General features: G+C 67.9%; 18 protein-coding genes. 12 read left to right on the top strand and 6 right to left on the bottom strand.

Annotated elements, in window-relative coordinates:
- Position 1 precedes the first annotated feature (1 nt).
- Positions 2-940 (bottom strand): branched-chain amino acid transaminase, encoded by a 939-nt coding sequence (locus tag ACK59X_RS02740; RefSeq protein ID WP_409954963.1) that lies wholly within the window; start codon positions 938-940, stop codon positions 2-4.
- 40 nt (positions 941-980) lie between these two features.
- Positions 981-1427, bottom strand: coding sequence for a glycerate kinase (locus ACK59X_RS02735; RefSeq protein ID WP_409954962.1), 447 nt, complete (start codon positions 1425-1427; stop codon positions 981-983).
- Between the two features lie 240 nt (positions 1428-1667).
- Here ACK59X_RS02735 and ACK59X_RS02730 point away from each other — a divergent pair, with 240 nt between their 5' ends.
- Positions 1668-3437 carry a methyl-accepting chemotaxis protein gene (locus ACK59X_RS02730; protein ID WP_409954961.1) on the top strand — a complete coding sequence of 590 codons (1770 nt, stop codon included), beginning with the start codon at positions 1668-1670 and terminating at the stop codon, positions 3435-3437.
- Positions 3438-3462: 25 nt separating this feature from the next.
- Here ACK59X_RS02730 and radA read toward each other — a convergent pair whose 3' ends face one another.
- Positions 3463-4842, bottom strand: a complete 1380-nt coding sequence (gene radA / locus ACK59X_RS02725; protein ID WP_409954959.1) for a DNA repair protein RadA — start codon at positions 4840-4842, stop codon at positions 3463-3465.
- Between the two features lie 124 nt (positions 4843-4966).
- Here radA and ACK59X_RS02720 point away from each other — a divergent pair, with 124 nt between their 5' ends.
- From ACK59X_RS02720 to ACK59X_RS02710, 3 genes are read left to right on the top strand one after another with little or no spacing between them, the layout of a single operon-like run.
- Positions 4967-5797 carry an aldolase/citrate lyase family protein gene (locus ACK59X_RS02720; protein WP_409954957.1) on the top strand — a complete coding sequence of 277 codons (831 nt, stop codon included), beginning with the start codon at positions 4967-4969 and terminating at the stop codon, positions 5795-5797.
- A 25-nt stretch (positions 5798-5822) separates the two neighbouring features.
- Complete coding sequence (locus tag ACK59X_RS02715) at positions 5823-6800, top strand: 2-dehydropantoate 2-reductase (RefSeq protein WP_409954955.1); 978 nt, start codon at positions 5823-5825, stop codon at positions 6798-6800.
- Between the two features lie 26 nt (positions 6801-6826).
- Positions 6827-7435, top strand: a complete 609-nt coding sequence (locus ACK59X_RS02710) for a glutathione S-transferase family protein (protein WP_409954954.1) — start codon at positions 6827-6829, stop codon at positions 7433-7435.
- A gap of 76 nt (positions 7436-7511) precedes the next feature.
- Here ACK59X_RS02710 and ACK59X_RS02705 read toward each other — a convergent pair whose 3' ends face one another.
- Positions 7512-9092, bottom strand: a complete 1581-nt coding sequence (locus ACK59X_RS02705) for an ABC transporter substrate-binding protein (RefSeq protein WP_409954952.1) — start codon at positions 9090-9092, stop codon at positions 7512-7514.
- A gap of 117 nt (positions 9093-9209) precedes the next feature.
- Entirely contained in the window at positions 9210-9824 is a 615-nt protein-coding gene (locus ACK59X_RS02700) for a LysE/ArgO family amino acid transporter (protein ID WP_409954950.1), read from the bottom strand.
- Between the two features lie 69 nt (positions 9825-9893).
- On the opposite strand from ACK59X_RS02700, the gene ACK59X_RS02695 reads away from it, so the two are divergent.
- The gene (locus tag ACK59X_RS02695; RefSeq protein WP_409954949.1) at positions 9894-10802 is read left to right on the top strand and encodes a LysR family transcriptional regulator ArgP; all 909 of its coding nucleotides are present in this window, start codon (positions 9894-9896) and stop codon (positions 10800-10802) included.
- A gap of 5 nt (positions 10803-10807) precedes the next feature.
- Here the strand turns inward: ACK59X_RS02695 and ACK59X_RS02690 are convergent, their stop codons facing one another.
- A complete protein-coding gene (locus ACK59X_RS02690) occupies positions 10808-11614 on the bottom strand; it encodes a siderophore-interacting protein (RefSeq protein ID WP_409954947.1) in 807 nt (268 codons plus the stop codon).
- A gap of 75 nt (positions 11615-11689) precedes the next feature.
- Between ACK59X_RS02690 and ACK59X_RS02685 the strand changes: the two genes are divergently transcribed.
- The 7 genes from ACK59X_RS02685 to ACK59X_RS02655 all read left to right on the top strand — a co-directional run.
- Positions 11690-12151, top strand: coding sequence for a MarR family winged helix-turn-helix transcriptional regulator (locus ACK59X_RS02685; RefSeq protein WP_409954946.1), 462 nt, complete (start codon positions 11690-11692; stop codon positions 12149-12151).
- Between the two features lie 190 nt (positions 12152-12341).
- Entirely contained in the window at positions 12342-12890 is a 549-nt protein-coding gene (locus ACK59X_RS02680) for an N-acetyltransferase family protein (RefSeq protein ID WP_409954945.1), read from the top strand.
- Between the two features lie 25 nt (positions 12891-12915).
- The gene (locus tag ACK59X_RS02675; RefSeq protein ID WP_409954943.1) at positions 12916-14181 is read left to right on the top strand and encodes an ABC transporter substrate-binding protein; all 1266 of its coding nucleotides are present in this window, start codon (positions 12916-12918) and stop codon (positions 14179-14181) included.
- 60 nt (positions 14182-14241) lie between these two features.
- The gene (locus ACK59X_RS02670; protein WP_409954965.1) at positions 14242-14715 is read left to right on the top strand and encodes a phage tail protein; all 474 of its coding nucleotides are present in this window, start codon (positions 14242-14244) and stop codon (positions 14713-14715) included.
- Between the two features lie 13 nt (positions 14716-14728).
- Positions 14729-15247 carry a phage tail protein gene (locus tag ACK59X_RS02665; protein ID WP_409954941.1) on the top strand — a complete coding sequence of 173 codons (519 nt, stop codon included), beginning with the start codon at positions 14729-14731 and terminating at the stop codon, positions 15245-15247.
- Positions 15248-15280: 33 nt separating this feature from the next.
- Positions 15281-15787 (top strand): phage tail protein, encoded by a 507-nt coding sequence (locus ACK59X_RS02660; RefSeq protein ID WP_409954939.1) that lies wholly within the window; start codon positions 15281-15283, stop codon positions 15785-15787.
- Between the two features lie 69 nt (positions 15788-15856).
- Positions 15857-18112 (top strand): Ig-like domain repeat protein (locus ACK59X_RS02655; RefSeq protein ID WP_409954937.1); only part of this gene is annotated, 2256 nt, incomplete at its 3' end.

The raw sequence follows: 18112 nt of genomic DNA, 5'->3' as shown, positions 1-18112 counted from the left end.
TTCAGACCTTTGCGAGCCAGTGGGCGTACTTGGGGTTGCGACCCCCCACGATGTCGAAGAACGCGTTCTGGATTTTCTCGGTGATGGGGCCGCGCGATCCCGCACCCAATTCGATGCGGTCGAGTTCTCGGATAGGCGTGTCGTCGGCAGCGGTGCCGGTGTAGAACGCCTCGTCGGCGATGTACACCTCGTCACGGGTGATGCGTTTTTGCACAATGTCCAGACCCAGGTCTTTCGCGATGTGGAAAACGGTGTTGCGGGTGATGCCGTTCAGGGCACCGGCCGACAGGTCCGGGGTGTAGATCACGCCGTTCTTGATCACGAAGATGTTCTCGCCCGCGCCCTCGCTCACGAAACCGCTGCTGTCCAGCAGCAGGGCTTCGTCGTAGCCGTCGTCCAGGGCTTCCATGTTGGCCAGGATGGAGTTGGTGTAGTTGCTCACCGCCTTGGCCTGGGTCATCGTGATGTTCACATGGTGGCGCGTGTAGCTGCTGGTCTTGACGCGGATACCGCGCTTCATGCCCTCTTCGCCCAGGTAGGCACCCCAGGCCCAGGCCGCCACCATCAGGTGGATCTGGTTGCCCTTGGGCGAAACACCGAGCTTTTGCGAGCCGATCCAGGTCAATGGGCGCAGATAGCACGATTCGAGCTTGTTTTCGCGCACCACGGCCTTCTGGGCCTCGTTCACTTCTTCCTTGCTGAAAGGAATCTGCATGCGCAGGATCTTGGCGCTGTTGAACAGTCGGTCGGTATGCTCTTCGAGGCGGAAGATGGCCGTGCCATCAGCGGTCTTGTACGCGCGCACGCCTTCGAACGCGCCGCAGCCGTAGTGCAGGGTGTGGGTCAGCACGTGGATCTTGGCGTCGCGCCAATCCACCATCTGGCCATCCATCCAGATCTTGCCGTCACGGTCGGCCATCGAGGGAACTACGGGGCTCATGGGGGTCCTTTGGGTTGCTGTAGGTCGCAAAAGAGCGATTTTACGGGGCTGGCGGCACCTCGGCCACCGGAGCGGGCGCCTGGGGCACTTCCTCCTCCTGCACGGGGCGCACCAGCTCCCACTTCGCGAGCTTGCCATTCTTGAACTCGCAGGTCACGAACGAGCGGGTGCCATCCGTCCAGCGGTACAGCTCGGGCTGGGCGCCGTCGTCGGACAGCAGCTGGCCCAGCGAGCGCGTCATGGCCACCACATGCATGAGGTTCACCCCGGGGCGCAGCTTGGCATTGAGCATGACGGCGCTGCCCACGTGGCCGATGGGCCGGTCTGCCGCTTTTTTCAGCACATTCATGAGGCGCGTGAAGTGCAGCAGGGCCCACATCATGAGCCCGCCCCCCACGGCCGCCACCCCTGGCCATCCATAGGACACAAAGCCGAACACCAGGCCACCCACCGCGGCGAGCGGAACAACGATATTGCGAAAATTCATGGGCGGTATTGTCATATGGCCAGCGCGGACGGGTCATGCGTGAAGACCGCAGACCGCCCGGGTGCTTGCAGGCCCCCCCCCAAAAACCTGCGCCGGGAGGGTCCGGCCCCACTTTCGTTGTGCAAACGCTACATCAAATGCAGGCACGCGGCTGCCATATGGCGCAACCCTGCGCTGCGGTTTACGCTCGCTGGTTGATACAAACGGATACGCCGGGTGACGCCTGCAGGAGCACAAGCCATGAAACTGGACAACATACGCATTTCCCCCAAGCTGTGGGGGTCCATCGTGGGCCTGCTGGGGGCCATGCTGGTGGTCTCCATCTGGGCGCAGTCCCGGACCGACAGTGTCGTGGCAGAAGCCATGGTCTCGCTGCAGTCCTACGACCAGCGCATCACCCTGGCCCTGCAGTGGAAGGGCGCGACCGAAACCACGGGCGAGCGCGTGCTGGCCAGCAACGCCACCCCCGATGCGGACCTGACCACGCTGTTCGACGGCCGTGTGAAGGCGGGCGTGACCGGCATCTCGGCCATCCAGGCCAAGGTGGTTGAACTGGCCACCAGCCCGGCCGACAAGGCCGCGCTGGAGCGCGTGGCGGCCGAGCGCACCAACGTGCTGGCACTGAACAAGCAGGCCCGCGAGATCAAGCAGGGCGGTGATGCCGCTGCCTTCAAGGCCTTCGTGGAAACGAAATACCTGGCTGCCATCGGCCGCTATGTGGATTCCCTGGAGGCCTTCGTGCAGCTGCAGCAGAGCCAGCGCGACGCCGCCAAGCAGGAGGCCGGAGCCGCCCTGGGCCGCGCACGGGTGCTGGCATGGGCCCTCCAGGGCGTGGTCTTCCTCCTTGGCCTGGCGCTGTCCTTCCTGCTGGTGCGTTCCATCACCCGGCCGCTCAACGAGGCGGTGGAACTGACTGATGCGATCGCTGGCGGAAACCTCACCGTGCAGGCCCACACCGATCGCCAGGACGAGTTCGGCCACCTGCTGCGCTCGGTCTCGCAGATGGCGGCGAAGCTGCGCGGCCTGGTCTCGGAAGTGCGCAGCGGTGTCGACTCCATGTCCAACGCCTCGGTGGAGATCGCCACCGGCAACCACGATCTGTCGTCGCGCACCGAGCAGACGGCGGCCAACCTGGAGGAAACCGCCGCCAGCATGGAACAGCTGACCGCCACGGTGACCCAGTCCGCCGACACGGCGCGCCAGGCCAACCAGCTGGCCAGCACGGCCGCCCAGGCGGCGGGCCGCGGCGGCGAAGTGGTGGCCCAGGTGGTGACCAGCATGCAGACCATCACCCACAGCTCGCGCAAGATCGCCGACATCATCGGCACCATCGACGGCATCGCCTTCCAGACCAACATCCTGGCGCTGAACGCCGCGGTGGAAGCGGCCCGTGCCGGTGAGCAGGGCCGCGGCTTTGCCGTGGTGGCCAGCGAGGTGCGCGGCCTGGCGCAGCGCAGCGCCGAGGCCGCCAAGGAGATCAAGGGCCTGATCACGGCCTCGGTGGAGTCGGTGGAAACGGGCTCCGAGCAGGTCACCCAGGCCGGCCAGGCCATGGACGAGATCGTCAGCAGCGTGCGCCGCGTCTCGGACCTGATCGGCGAGATCACGGCCTCTTCGTCCGAACAGCGCGACGGCATCGCCCAGGTGAATGTGGCCGTGACCCAGCTCGACCAGATGACGCAGCAGAACGCGGCACTGGTGGAGCAATCCGCTGCCGCCGCCTCGTCGCTGCGGGACCAGGCCCAGCGCCTGGCCGAGGTGGTGTCGGTGTTTAATGTGGGCTACCAGGCCCCCGCACCCAAGCCGGCACCGGTGCGTGCTCCGGTGGCAGCCCGTGCGGCCCCATCGCCAGCGCCAGAGGCCACGCGGGTGGCGGGCGCCCCGGCCGCTGCCGCACCGCGCAAGCTGCAGGCACCCGCTGCAGCGCCCACGCCCAAGCCCCGAGGAGCAGCACCTGCACCCGCCCCCAGGCAGGCCAAGGGTTCGGACGACGACTGGGAATCCTTCTGAAGGATGGTTGAGAGGGCGAAGGCCCTCAGCCCATCTCCCGCACCACGTTCATCGCCTCTTCCACGCGCTCCACGGCGTGGATGGTCAGGCCCTCGATGGGCTTCTTGGGCGCATTGGCCTTGGGCACCACGGCCACGCTGAAGCCGAGCTTGGCAGCCTCCTTCAGGCGCTCCTGGCCGCGGGGCGCGGGCCGCACCTCGCCCGCCAGCCCCACCTCGCCGAACGCCAGAAAGCCGCGCGGCAGCGCCTTGCCGCGCAGGCTGGAGGTGATGGCCAGCATCACCGCCAGGTCGGCCGCAGGCTCGCTGATGCGCACGCCGCCAACCGCGTTCACGAACACGTCCTGGTCCATGCAGGCCACGCCCGCGTGGCGGTGCAGCACGGCCAGCAGCATGGCCAGGCGGTCCTTGTCCAGGCCCACCGAGAGGCGCCGCGGGCTGGGACCGCCGCTGTCCACCAGGGCCTGGATCTCCACCAGCAGCGGGCGCGTGCCTTCCAGGGTGACCATCACGCAGCTGCCCGGCACGGGCTCGCTGTGCTGGCTCAGGAAGATGGCACTGGGGTTGCTCACGCCCTTGAGTCCCTTCTCGGTCATGGCGAACACGCCGATCTCGTTGACCGCGCCGAAGCGGTTCTTGATGGCGCGCACCAGGCGGAACTGGCTGTGCGTGTCGCCCTCGAAGTAGAGCACCGTGTCCACCATGTGCTCGAGCACGCGCGGGCCTGCCAGGGCGCCCTCCTTGGTGACATGGCCGACGAGCACGATGGCCACGCCCGAGGCCTTGGCCGCGCGCGTGAGGTGGGCCGCGCATTCGCGCACCTGGGCCACCGAGCCCGGGGCCGAGGTGAGCTGGTCGGAGTACACGGTCTGGATGGAGTCGATCACGGCCACGGCGGGCTGCATGGAGTCGATGGTGGCGAGGATCTTTTCGAGCTGGATCTCAGCCAGCACATTGACCTGGCTGTGGTCCAGCCCCAGGCGGCGCGAGCGCAGCGCTACCTGGGCGCCGCTTTCCTCGCCAGTCACATACAGCGTGGGCAGGCCCACGCGCTGCAGCGCGTCGAGCGCCTGCAGCAGCAGGGTGGACTTGCCGATGCCCGGGTCGCCGCCGATCAGCACCACGCCGCCTTCGACGATGCCGCCACCCAACACCCGGTCAAGCTCGTCGATGCCGCTGGGCGTGCGCTCCACGTCGCTGGCCTCGATGGCCGACAGCGGCATCACCGCCTGGGCCTGCGCCAGGCCCGCGAACTGCGGCGTGCTGTAGCGGTTCTTGCCCGGCCCGGCGTCGGCCACCTGCTCGATCAGCGTGTTCCAGGCACCGCAGGCCGGGCACTTGCCCAGCCAGCGCGGACTGGTACCACCGCATTCGGTGCAGCTGAAAAGGGATTTGTCTTTGGCCATGGCGTGGGGTGGTGGAGCAGGAAGGGAGGCGGGCTGGTGACTATAGCGGTCGCAACAGGGGCCTGCAGCCCCGGCGCACAGGCCGTACGATGGCGGCCTTGCATCTCGACGGACACGCACACCCATGCAGCAGACCCCCATCAACCCCTTCAAGCAGGCCATGGCCCAGGGCCGTGCCCAGATCGGCCTGTGGCTGGCCCTGGCCGATGCCTACAGCACGGAGATCCTGGCCGGCACGGGCTACGACTGGCTGCTGCTCGACGGCGAGCACGCGCCCAATGACCTGCGCTCGCAGCTGCACCTGCTGCAGGCCGTGGCCAGCGCCACGAGCGCCCTGCCGGCCGGTGCACAGCCGCCCCACGCGATTGCACGCGTGCCCGTGGGCGACACCGCGCTGATCAAGCAGTACCTGGACATCGGCGCCACCACCCTGCTGGTGCCCATGGTGGACACGGCCGGGCAGGCCCGCGACCTGGTGCGCGCCACGCGCTACGCCCCCGACGGCGTGCGCGGCATGGGCAGCGCCCTGGCGCGCTCCTCGCGCTGGCAGGCCTACCCGAATTATGTGCACGAAGCCAATGCCCAGGTGTGCCTGCTGGTACAGGCCGAGACCGTGCAGGCCATGGAGAATCTGGACGCGATTGCCGCCGTGCCCGGTGTGGACGGTGTCTTCATCGGCCCGGCGGACCTGTCCGCATCGATGGGCCACCCGGGCAACCCCGGCCACCCCGACGTGCAAGCCGCCATCACCGAAGGCATCGCGCGCATCCTGCGCGCGGGCAAGGCGCCCGGCATCCTGGCCACCAACGAAGCCCAGGCCCGCCACTGGCTGGCGGCCGGCGCGCTGTTCGTGGCCGTGGGCGTCGATACCATGCTGCTGGCCGCTGCGGCCAGGCAACTGGTAGCGCGCTTTCGCACGGGCGAAGCCGCCGCGACCAGCCCAAACGGCTACTGATCACGACAAAGAAAGCAACCCGACGATGAAAGCATGTATCTACGGTGCCGGCGCCATTGGCGGCTGGATCGGTCTGGCCCTGGCGCAGGCAGGCAGCGAGGTCAGCCTGGTGGCGCGCGGCGCCACGCTGGCAGCCCTGCAGGAGCACGGCCTGCGCCTGCGCCGCCCCGATGGCAGCGTGGCGGCAACCCCGGTACGCGCCAGCGACAGCCCGGCCGCCTTGGGCGTGCAGGACCTGGTGGTCATCGCGGTGAAGGCGCCCGGCCTGCCCGAGGTGGCACGCGCCCTGGCGCCGCTGATCGGCCCCCAGACGGTGGTGCTGACCGCCATGAACGGTGTGCCCTGGTGGTTTCTCGACGGCTGCGGCGGTGCCGCCCAGGGGCGCACGCTGGAGTCGGTGGACCCTGGCGGCGCGATCGCCCGCGCCATTCCCGCCGGCCAGGTGCTGGGCAGCGTGGTGCACACCAGTTGCTCGCTGGAGGCGCCGGGCTTTGTGAAACAGCATTTTGGCAACCGCCTGATCGTGGGTGAACCCGATGGCAGCGCCAGCCCGCGGCTGCAGGCGCTGGACGATGCGCTGCGGCGCGGCGGCATCGACGTGGAGGTCTCCACGAACATCCAGAAGGACATCTGGTTCAAGCTCTGGGGCAACCTCACGGTGAACCCCATCAGCGCGCTCACGGGCGCCACCACCGACCGCATCCTCGACGACGAACTGGTGCGCGGCTTTGTCTCGGCCGTGATGCTGGAGGCCAAGGCCATCGGCGCGAAGCTGGGCCTGCCCATCGATCAGCAGCCCGAGGACCGCCATGCCGTGACACGCAAGCTCGGCGCCTTCAAGACCTCGCTGCTGCAGGACGTGGAGGCCGGCAAGCCCGTGGAGATCGATGCCCTGGTGGGCGCCGTGTACGAACTCGGGCAGATCACGGATACACCGACCCCGCACACCGCCGCCCTGCTCGGTCTGGCCCGCCTGATGGCCCGCACCCGCAATCTGTACTGACTTTTCACTCCATTCACTACCCAACCATGCTCAAGCTCTACTCCGCCCCCGGCACCTGCTCCCTGGCCGCGAACATCGCATTGCACGAAGCCGACGCCGGCCATGAACTCGTGACCCTGGACTTCGCCAGCCAGCAGCAGCGCAGCCCCGAGTACCTGGCCATCAACCCCAAGGGCCGTGTGCCAGCGCTGGTGACGGAGCACGGTGTGCTGTCCGAAACGACCGCGCTGCTGCTCTACATCGCCCAGCGCTTTCCGGCTGCGAAGCTGGCCCCGCTGGATGATCCTTTCGCCCTGGCGCGCATGCAGGAGTTCAACAGCTACCTGGCCTCCACCGTGCACGTGAACCACGCCCACGGACGCCGTGCCGCGCGCTGGGCCGACGATGCAGCGGCCATTGCCGACATGCAGCGCAAGGTGCCGCAGACCATGACCGAGAGCTTCACGCTCATCGAGAACCACTACCTGCAAGGCCCCTGGGTGCTGGGCGAGGCGTATTCGGTGGCCGACGCCTACCTGTTCACCATCGCCTCGTGGCTCAAGTCCGATGGTGTGGACATCGCGTCCTTCCCCAAGGTGGCCGGCCACACGGCCCGCATGCGCACCCGCCCGGCAGTGCAGCGCGCGCTGGGCTGAGCCGCACCGTCTCCAGCAAAAAGCCCCCGCGGCCTGTGCAGGCTGCGGGGGCTTTTTTGCTGAGGGCGCCGGGGGCTCAGTTCACTTTGAGGATGCGCCAGTCGACCCGGTTGTCCGCGCGGTGCACGATGTCCACCTTCTGCGTGGCCGCCCAGGGGATGATCTGGTTGTACAGCGGGATGTGCGAGATCAACTCGTGGTCGGCGATCAGCGCCTTTTCGATCAGGCCGTTGCGCGTGGCGGTTTCGGTCTCCTTCTTGATGCGCTCGATCAGCGCGTCCTGCTGCGGGTTGGAGAAACGGCCCAGGTTGAAGTTGCCATCACCGCCGGCACCACTGGAGCGGATCAGCGACTGCAGCGAGTAGTAGGCGTCGAAGGTCGGCACGCCCCAGCCCAGCAGGTAGATGCTGGCCTCGTTGCGCTGGATCATCGGGAAATAGGTGGCAAACGGCAGCGAGCGCAGCTTGGCCTTCACACCGATCTTGGCCCACTGGGCGGTGATGGCCTGGCACAGCTGTTCATCGTTGATGTAGCGGCCCGCGCTGCAGGCGAAGTCCACCTCGAAGCCTTGCGGATAGCCGGCTTCGGCCAGCAGCTTCTGTGCTGCGGCGGGGTCGTAGGGCCAGCGCGTGTCGGCCTTGGGCGTCCAGCCGTTGACCTGGCGCGCGATGATGGCGCCCGTGGGCTGGGCCAGGCCGCGCAGCACCACACGCTGGATGGCGCTGATGTCGATGGCCTGGTAGAGCGCCTTGCGCACGCGCACGTCCTTGAGCGGGTTCTTGCCCTTGACGTCGGAGCCGGGCAATTCTTCGCGGAACTGGTCCAGGCCCAGGAAGATGGTGCGGTTCTCGGCGCCGTCGAGCACCTTGAGATTCGGCGTCTGGCGCACCCGCGGCAGGTCCTGCAGGCCGGGGTCGAGCACGAAGTCGAGCTCGCCCGAGAGCAGCGCAGCCGTGCGCGTGGCGTCGGACTTGATGGGCGTGTAGACGATCTGCGTCACATTGCCACCGTACTTGCCCTTGCCCCACCAGAGGGGGTTGGCCTTGAGCACCAGGCGCTGGTCGGGCGTCCACGACTCGAGCACGAAGGGGCCGGTGCCCAGCGCATTGCGGTGCGAGAACGGCTCGTCCTTGGTCTTGATGTCCTTGGGCGACACGGCATTGTTCTTCTCGGCCCAGGCCTTGCTCAGGATGCGCAGCTCGGTGAGCTGGTTCACGAGCACGGGGTTGGGCACCTCGGAGAAGATGTCGATGGTGTACGCATCGACCTTTTCCACGCGGTCGATGCCCTGGGTGTAGACCGCGAAATTGGAGGTCTTGGCCTTGGCGCGTTCGAGCGAGAACTTGGCGTCGTCCGCGGTGAACTCGCTGCCATCGCTGAACTTGACGCCCTTGCGCAGGGTCAGGCGCAGTTGGGTGGGGCTCACGCGCTTCCACTCGGTCGCCAGCGAGGGCTCGGGCTTGAAGGTCTTGCTGTTGTATTCGACCAGCGTGTCGTACACCGCGGCGTGCAGGGTGTTGTTAACGCCCACGTTCTGGGCATGGATGTCCCACGAGGACAGGTCGGTGGAGCGCGACCAGCGGAAGGTGTTGGCATGGCTGGCCAGGGGCAGCGCGCCGGCCAGCGCGGCCGCCAGCAGGAGGGTTTGGAATCGCATGAAGGAAATGCCTGTGCAGAAGTCTTTGTGCAGTGCACTATGGACTGCACGGCCCTGCGGGCGAACGAATTTCTCGTTGTAACCTTATGCGCCAAGTCCCGCGGGCCCCGGCCCCGCTCAGTGCAGCAACAACCCCACGGCCAGTGCGACCATCATGGCCGCGACCACGGCATCGAGCACGCGCCAGGCGTGGGGCGATGCGAACAGCGGTGCCAGCCAGCGCGCGCCCCAGCCCAGTGAGGCAAACCACACCAGGCTGGCCAGGCTGGCCCCGGCCGCAAAGCCCATGCGCAGCGAGGGCGGGTAGGGGCTGGCGATGGCGCCCAGCAGAAGCACCGTGTCCAGGTAGACATGGGGGTTGAGCCAGGTGAAGGCCATGGCGGTCAGCACCACGGGCTGCCAGCCTGCCGGCGCCGTGCCTTCGGACCCGACCTGCATCGCTGCGGGTCGGTAGGCCCGCAGCAGGGCGCGCGCCGCATAGGCCAGCAGAAAGGCAGCGCCCAGCCAGCGCGCTGCTACCAGCAATGCCGGATGGGCCTGCACGGCAGAGCCCAGCCCCCACACGCCGGCCTGTACCAGGATGGCATCGGACAGCGCGCACACGGCCACCACGGGCAGCACATGCTCGCGCCTGAGGCCCTGGCGCAGCACGAAGGCGTTCTGCGCACCGATGGCGATGATGAGGATGGCGGTCGAAGAGAAGCCGTTGGCAAAGGCCGAGGAAAGATTCATGGGCCGATGGTGCCCAGCTTGTAAAGGAAAGAGAAGCTATACTTTTTTGCCACCCGTAAGCATAACTGAATGCACCTCGACACCGCGCAACTGGCCGCCCTGGCCGCCGTGCTGGAAGAAGGCAGCTTCGAGCGTGCCGCCCTGGCCCTGCACGTCACACGCTCGGCCGTGTCGCAGCGCGTCAAGCTGCTCGAAGAGCGTGTGGGCCAGATCCTGGTCCGCCGCGCCGCGCCCTGCACACCCACCGAGGCCGGCCAGGCCCTGCTGCGCCACGCCCAGCAGATGGCACTGAGCGAGGCCGACGCCCTGCGCAGCATTGCGGGCAGCAGCGCCGGTCTGGCACCGGTGCGGCTGGCGCTGGGGGTGAATGCGGATTCACTGGCCTCGTGGTTCGTGGACGCCATGGCCCAGGCCGCCGAGCCAGGCGAAGGCTTGGCTCCACCCATCACCTTCGACATCCATGTCGAGGACCAGGACCATTCGTCCGAGCTGCTGCGCCAGGGCCGCGTGATGGCTGCCGTGACCGCCGACCCGCAGCCCGTACAGGGCTGCCAGGTGGTGCGCCTGGGCACCATGCGCTACCGCGCGCTGGCCAGCCCCGCGTTCATGGAGCACCACTTCCCCCACGGCGTGACGGCTGCGGCACTGGCGCAGGCACCCGTACTGGTCTTCAACCGCAAGGATGCGCTGCAGGAGCGCTTCATGCGCCGCATCGCGCGGCGCGCACTGGCACCGCCCGTGCACTGGCTGCCCTCGTCCCAGGGCTTTGTCGCCGCCACCCTGGCCGGCCTGGGCTGGGGCATGAGCCCCGACCAGCTGGCGCGCGAGGCCATCGAGTCCGGCCGCCTGGTGGAACTGGTGCCCGGCAAGCCGGTGGACGTGGCGCTGCACTGGCAGTTCTGGCGCCTGAACGTGCAGGCGCTGCAGCGCATGACGCACGCGGTGCAGCAAGCGGCGTCAGCAGCATTGCTGCCGTAGGAGGGTCAGGCCGGCAGGTCTTCGTGGTGGTCGGCCACACCCTTCTTCCAGTACGCGGCGATGCGCATGCGCTTGGGGTTCACGCCTGGCTTGGCCAGCACCACCTTGCGCAGGGCTGCCATGTCGGCGTGTTCGCCAGCCGCCCAGATATAGCCGTCGCCCTCGGGGATCGCCAGCGCCTGGGCGGCGTCGGGCAGCGAGGCCACCCATTGCAGGTCCAGCCGGGCCGCCGTGGCCAGGGCACGCTGGTCGGCCGGGTTGCGCACCTGGATGCGCACGGTGGCGACGGCTTCTGCCGGCAATTCGGCCAGGCGGCGCACGATGGCGGGCACGGCGGTCTCATCGCCCAGCAGCCAGTGCCAGGCGAAGGCGGTGGGCACCACCATGCTGCCGCGCGGGCCGGCCACACCCACCCAGTGGCCCACCTGGGCGGCGGCCGCCCAGTCGGAGGCGGGGCCGGCATCGTGCAGGGCCACCTCGATGTCCAGCTCGCCCTTGGCCGCGTTGTAGTGCGCCGGCGTGTAGTCGCGCAGCACAGGCCGCGGCTCGGGCATCACCGGGCGGCCATCCTGCATGGAGGGAAGGCTCGCACGCTCCTGGCCCGGATGCGGCAGGATGAGCTTGAAGTGGTCATCGAAGCCTGCGCTCACGAAATCAGCCATGTCCGGCCCGCCCAGGGTGAGGCGCACAAAGCCGGGACTGACTTCGGTGCGGCGCAACACCTGCGCATGGCGCGCCTTCAGGGTGTGGCGCACGCGGGTGATGGCGAGGGCATCGGCAGGTGCGGCAAAGGAAAGGGTTTCAGTGCTCATGACTTAAAATGTTGTTGATTCAATCAACCAAATCATCCGCCAACAAGTTGACTTTGTCAACCGGTTGGCTTTGCCATGCACCGCAACCGCCCCCCTTCAGATGTCTTTGAAGCGATGCACGACCTGATGCACGTGTACCGCGCGCACATGGTGCGGGCCATGGCATCCATCCACCCCGACCTGACGATGAACGAGGTGCGTGCGCTGGGCTTCATCGGCCGCCACCCGGGCGCTACGCAAAAGGACCTGGTGCGCCACAGCGGCGCCGACAAGGCCCAGGTGGCGCGCATGGTGGCGCAGCTGGCCGAGCGCGGCTGGATCACCAGCAACCCCAACCCCGAAGATGGGCGCAGCCGCATCCTGGCGCTGAGCGCGGAAGGCCAGTCCTTGCAGGAAACGGTGCGTGGCCTGCGCCAGACGCTGTCGGCCCGGCTGCTGGCGGGCTGCGATGCGGGCACCCAGGCGCAGCTGCTGGCGCTGCTGGAACAGCTGCGCGGGGAGCTGGACGCCCTGCCGGCATGCGGGCAAGGCGCCTGAGCAGAGCACCCGCCACGCGTGCCATGCACCGCCTGTCCGCGCCGGCAAGGTGCGGCATAGCCGCCACATATCGCCCAAAACCGTAAAACTTTACGTGCAATCGTTAAAATTTGCGTGTAATTTCCAGGGCTCGCGGCTCCATGCCGCAGACACGGTCCGGTCCGAACGGACGGCAAGAAAGGGTTTGCAAGTGGGAGCGTCGACGGCGAAGCAGCAGGCCCTCACGTCGCGTCCTGCGACGGAGCAGGACACTGCGTTCCTGTGTGCCGTGTACCGCTCGGTGCGCGAGCCCGAGTTGCTGGCCATGGGCTGGCCCGAGGCACAGATCGAAGCGTTCTGCGAAATGCAGCACCGCCTTCGCACGGCCGGGTACGGGCAGTACCTGCCACCGGTGGAAACCTTCCTCTTGCTGTGGCAGAACACTCCGGTGGGGATGCTGGCGGTATGCCGCGACCCGGAGCGCTGGGTGCTCGTGAGCATCGAGCTTCTGCCGGCGGCCCGCAGCAAAGGCATAGGCACCGAAACCATCGCCCGCCTTCAGCAGGAGGCCAGGGCCGCTGGCGTCGGCCTGCGGCTGCAGGCCAGCAGTGGCAGCCCGGCTCTGCGCCTGTACGAGCGCTGCGGTTTTGCCTGCGTGGCCAGCGATGGCGCGGTGCAGCGCATGGAATGGCCGCACGGCAAGTCCCGGATCTCCAGAAAGCCGGGCAAGAACGATGAGAGCCCGAAGACGGTGGACTGACTGATTGAACGAGGAACACAACCCCATGGACTTGCAGGAAAACACGCCCCCGGGCGGCCAGGCGCTGGAGTCGGAAGACCGGCGCCATTTCATGGCCCAGGCGGGGATCGCGGCTTCGGCCCTGGCACTGGGCGGCATGGGCACCGCGATGGCAGCGGTGCCGGCCTCGCTGCGCACCATGCCCTCTGCCTCGGGCCGGGCATCGCTGCGTGTGGGCATGCTGCTGCCCGACGCCCCGGCCTACCCCTTGATGGGTGCACAGTTGATGGAAGGTGCCCAGGCCTATGTGGCGCAGGCCGCGGGCCCGGCCCTGCAGTTCCTGCCCGTGGTCTATGGCAACCGCCCGAGCCAGGCCGAGCAGGCGGCAGCCGAACTCCTGGCCCGCACGGGCGTGGACGTGCTGGGCGGCTTCGTCTGTGCCAATACCGCCGCGCAATGGGAGCCCCTGCTCGCGCAGCACGGGGTGCCGCTGCTGGTGGGCGATGCCGGGGCCAATGCATTGGCTCCCACGGCCCGCTCCGCCTGGGTGGTCCGCAACAGCCTGGCTTACTGGCAGACGGCCTGGGCCACCGGCCGCTGGGCCGCCAAGGCGCTGGGTCCTCGGGCTATCGTGGCCACCGCTCCGGCCGACAGCGCCTTCGACCACCTGCCCGCTTTCGAGCGCGGATTCGCTTCGGCGGGCGGAAGGGTGCAGGACATGGTGTTCACCTCCGCCCCCAACGGCACCAGCCGTCTGGACACACTGGCCCAGAAGATCCGCCAGACGCGGCCGGACTTCGTCTATGTGCTGGCATCGGGCGCCGATGCCGCGGCGTTCCGCCAGTTCTGGACCGCCTCGGGCATGGCCTCGCAACTGCCCCTGGTGGCAGCGGGCATGCTGGGTGAAGGCCTGGCCCGCTCCCCGCGGGTGGCGGGCCAGGTGTGGGCTGCGCGCACGCATGCCGGCAACCACCCCGCCCCGGCCGCCCGTGCGAGCGCATTGCCAACACCGTTCCACCTGCTGGGCTTCGAGATGGCGCAGCGCATGCACGCTGCAGCCGCCCAGGGTGGCGGGCAGGCACGCGGCCTTGCGCTGGCCCAGGCCATGGCCTCGGCTGCGCTGCAGACCCCGCGCGGAGAGGTGCGCATCGATCCGTCCACGGGCGAAACCGTGGCGCCCATCTATCTGCAAGGCCTGCACCAGGGCCCTGCCACCGCCGCCATCGCCTTGCCGGCGGCAGCCGCTGCCGCCTGCCAGGGCCTGTGCGATGTCCTGACCAGCCGGGCCCTGGGCACCTACCTCGCCACGTGACAACACGGAACATCCCAGAAAGCTACTGACATGTCACAACCCTATGTAGGCGAGATCCGCATGTTTGCCGGGAACTTCGCCCCGGCAGGCTGGATGCTCTGCCAAGGGCAGCTGCTGCCCATCTCCGAGAACGAAACCCTGTTCCAGCTCATCGGCACCACCTATGGCGGCGATGGGGAAAGCACCTTCGGCCTGCCCAATCTGCAAAGCCGGGCACCCGTGCACGCCGGCAATGGCTACATCCTTGCCGAAACGGGCGGGGTGGAGTCGGTCACCCTCACGTTCAACCAGATGGCCGCGCACAACCATGCACTGTTCTATGGCGTGGGCACCCAGGCCTCGCCCCAGGGCGGCAAGCTCGGAATCACGCCGGCGCGGGACTTCCGCTACGCCAGCAGCGGGACGCCCACGGTGCAACTCAAGGCGGATGCGGTGGAGCAGGTCGGGGGCGCACAGCCCCACGACAACATGTCTCCCTATCTGGTGGTGAACTTCATCATCTCGCTGTACGGGATTTTCCCGTCACAAAACTGAGCAAGGACAAGCCATGGCCAATCCGTTTATGGCGGAAATCCGCATGTTCCCCTTCAATTTCGCACCCAAAGGCTGGCTGCCCTGCGACGGGCGGCTGCTGTCTATCTCGCAGAACACGGCGCTGTTCTCCCTGCTGGGTACCACCTATGGCGGTGACGGCAGATCCACCTTTGGCTTGCCCGATCTCATGGGCCGAACACCCATGGGGCCGGGCCAGGGGCCCGGGCTGAGTCTTTACGACCTCGGCCAGAGCGGTGGGTCGGAAACCGTGAGCCTGCGCAGCACGGAAATACCACCGCACACCCACGCGCTCTCGGGCGTGGCCGCCCTCGGAGACACGGACGTACCCACCGGGCCGCTGCTGGCCCAGTCGAGCATCCGCTCGTCAGCCTACGCACCGACCTCCGACACAACGATGGCAGCCGCCGCCATGGCCACCGCGGGCAGCGGCGCGCCCCACAACAACATGTCGCCCTACCTCACGCTCGGGTTCTACATCGCCACGCAAGGCGTTTTCCCGCCACGCTCATGACGCGCCCCTACAGCACCCCTTTTGGAGCATTCCATGGCTGAGCCCTTTCTGAGCGAGATCCGCATCTGCAGCTTCAATTTCCCGCCCAAGGGCTGGGCCTTCTGCAATGGGCAACTCCTGCCCATCAACCAGAACCAGGGCCTGTTCTCCTTGCTCGGCACCACCTATGGAGGGGACGGGCGGGTCAACTTCGCCCTCCCCGACCTCAGGGCGCGCCGCCCGCTGATGGAGGGCAACGGGCACACGCTCGGGGAACGCGCAGGTACGGACTTCCATACCCTGAGCCTGCAGGAAATGCCGGAGCACAGCCACACCGTCAAGGCCTCCACCGCCGTGGGCACCCAGGCCTCGCCGGCCAATGGCTACCTGGCCGCCTCGAACGTGGATGTGCCCTACACCGGGGCCCAGGGCAACGTGTTGGGCAGCAACACCGGCGCCCTCACGTCCACAGGGAACTCCCAGCCCCATGAGAACCGCTCGCCCTACCTGGTGCTGAACTTCATCATCGCGCTGCAGGGCATCTTCCCTTCGCCGAACTGACCCTCTCACCACCCACACGGCAGGCGCCAAGGCGCTGCCCGGCCCCAGGCCGACGAAGGAGTTGATTGCATGCAACGATGGACAAGAACCCTGCGCCAGACGCCACTGCCCGGCCTGGCCATGCTGGTGATCGCGCTGTGCGCTGCCGGCCCGGCGCATGCGGGGCTGGTGACGGTCACCAGCGCCCTGGACGATGACGTGGGCTGCACCTTGCGCAAGGCCATTGCCAGCACGAACACCGGCACCCCCGCGGCCGGCTGCACAGAGAGCCCGGGCACCAACGAAATCCGGTTCACGGGCGCGCAGGCCATCGTTCTCAACGCTGCCAAAGGGCCGCTGGTCATCCAGCGCTCGGTGACGCTGACGGGCCAGGGCAAGGCCAACACGAGCATTTCCGGGGGCAGCACCAGCAAGTCCGGCATCCGGGTGTTCGACATCCCCACGGGCAGCGGCATCAACCTCACGTTGGCCGGCCTCACCGTGGTCAATGGCAATGCCGCTCCCGATGCCGTGCAGGGAGACGGCCTGAGCAGCGGCGGCGCCCTGTTCATCGCCAGCGGAGCCAGCGTATCGCTGAGCAATTGCGCTTTCACGAACAACTATGCAAAGTCCAGCGGCGGCGCCATCGAAAACCGCGGCACGCTGGACATCAGCAACTGCACGTTCAACGGCAACGAAGCGCGCGGCGAAGGCGGGGTGATCCGCAACATCGGCCTGCTCACGGTCAACGGCAGCACATTCAGCACGAACAAGGCCGAGCGCGGCGGAGCCATCTGGATCAGCCACCCTTCGGCCACCATCACCATCGCCTCCTCCAGCTTCAACGGCAACTCCGGCTCCAGCAACGGCGGCGTCACCGCCTATGGCGGCGCGCTGATGAATGCGGATGAAAGCGGCGCAACGCTGGTGCTGGGCAGCAACAGCGATGGCGGCAGCAACGACGCAGGCGGCAATGGCAACGTGGTGTGGGAAGGCAATCCCATGGTCAAGGTGCAGCCCACCACCCCCATCATGGCGGGCGCATCCGCACCGCTGTCCGTGGAAGTGCGCGGCCCCTTCTATGCCGCCACAGGCACCGTGGGCCTGCGCACCGGGCTGGCAGCGATTGCCGGCTGTGGCCCCCTGTCCTTGACGGGACCAGGCGACGCCAGCTGCAGCGCAGCAGGCCTGCCACTGGGCGTGCACACCATCTCCGCCGACTATTCGGGCGACAGCAACCATGCAGGCGGCTTTTCGACGGGCGTGGCCCAGGTGGTGAACGGCTACACCAACCAGAATGCCACCCAGGTCAAGGTGACCGGCCCGGCCAATGCCACAGTCTGGGTGGACAGCGCCAACGTCGGCACGCTCGACGCCCAGGGCACGCTGATCACGACCGTGAACACGCCTGCGCCCGATGGCAACAAGAGCTTTGCCATCCAGACCCGGGCCGATGCCACGGTGCTGACCAACAGCACCCTGAGCATCAACCGCGACAGCATCCTGCCCGCCTGGTCCGGTCTGCAGCCTGCCAATTCGGGCTACCTGAAGAACGGCGGCATGCTGGACTACCAGCTCAGCGAGAACGTCGCCAGCGCCAGCATCACCTTCACCCGCACGGGGGGCAGCGCGGATCTTGCGACGCATACCTGCACCCTGCAGGGCAGCGCCCTGCTTGCCGGCGCGCACAGCATTGCCCTGGGCACGGGCGTGAACGGCTGCAATGCCAATACCGCGCTGGTGGAAGGCGCCATCTATACGCTGACTTTTGTCGCGACGGACGCCGCAGGCAATGTCTCGGCCACCACCACGACTACGGGCGTCACCTACGATACCCAGGCACCGGCATTCAGCGCGCTCGCTCCGGCTTCCGGCGGTGCACTCAAGCTGGGCAGCACGCTGGGCTTTGCGCTCAGCGAGGCGGTGGCCAGTGCCCGCATCACGGCGACACGGACGTCGGGATCTGCCGACGCGGGCTCGCCCCGCACCTGCACGCTGCAGGGCACGGCACTGAATGCCGGCGCACGCCAGATGGCGCTGACCGCCGATGCCAACGGTTGCGCTGCTGCGCTCAACCTGGTCGACGGGGCGGTCTACACGTTCGCGTTCGATGCCTCGGACCCGGCCGGCAACGTGGCCGCCACCGCCCAGGTCACCGCGATCACCTACGACACCACGCCGCCCACGGCGCAGTTGGGCCTGCCCTCTTACAGCACGGTGCGCAATGTGCCCATCGGCGCCGCCTTCACCGGGACCGACACCGGCTCGGGCATCGCCACCGATGGCTACTGCCTGCTGGACACCAACGTGGTGGGCAACTGCACCTGGGGCGCACAACCTGCCGGC

The sequence above is a fragment of the Acidovorax sp. genome (assembly GCF_046339755.1).
GTDB lineage: Bacteria > Pseudomonadota > Gammaproteobacteria > Burkholderiales > Burkholderiaceae_C > Acidovorax.
This window is presented reverse-complemented; position numbering and strand designations above follow the sequence as displayed.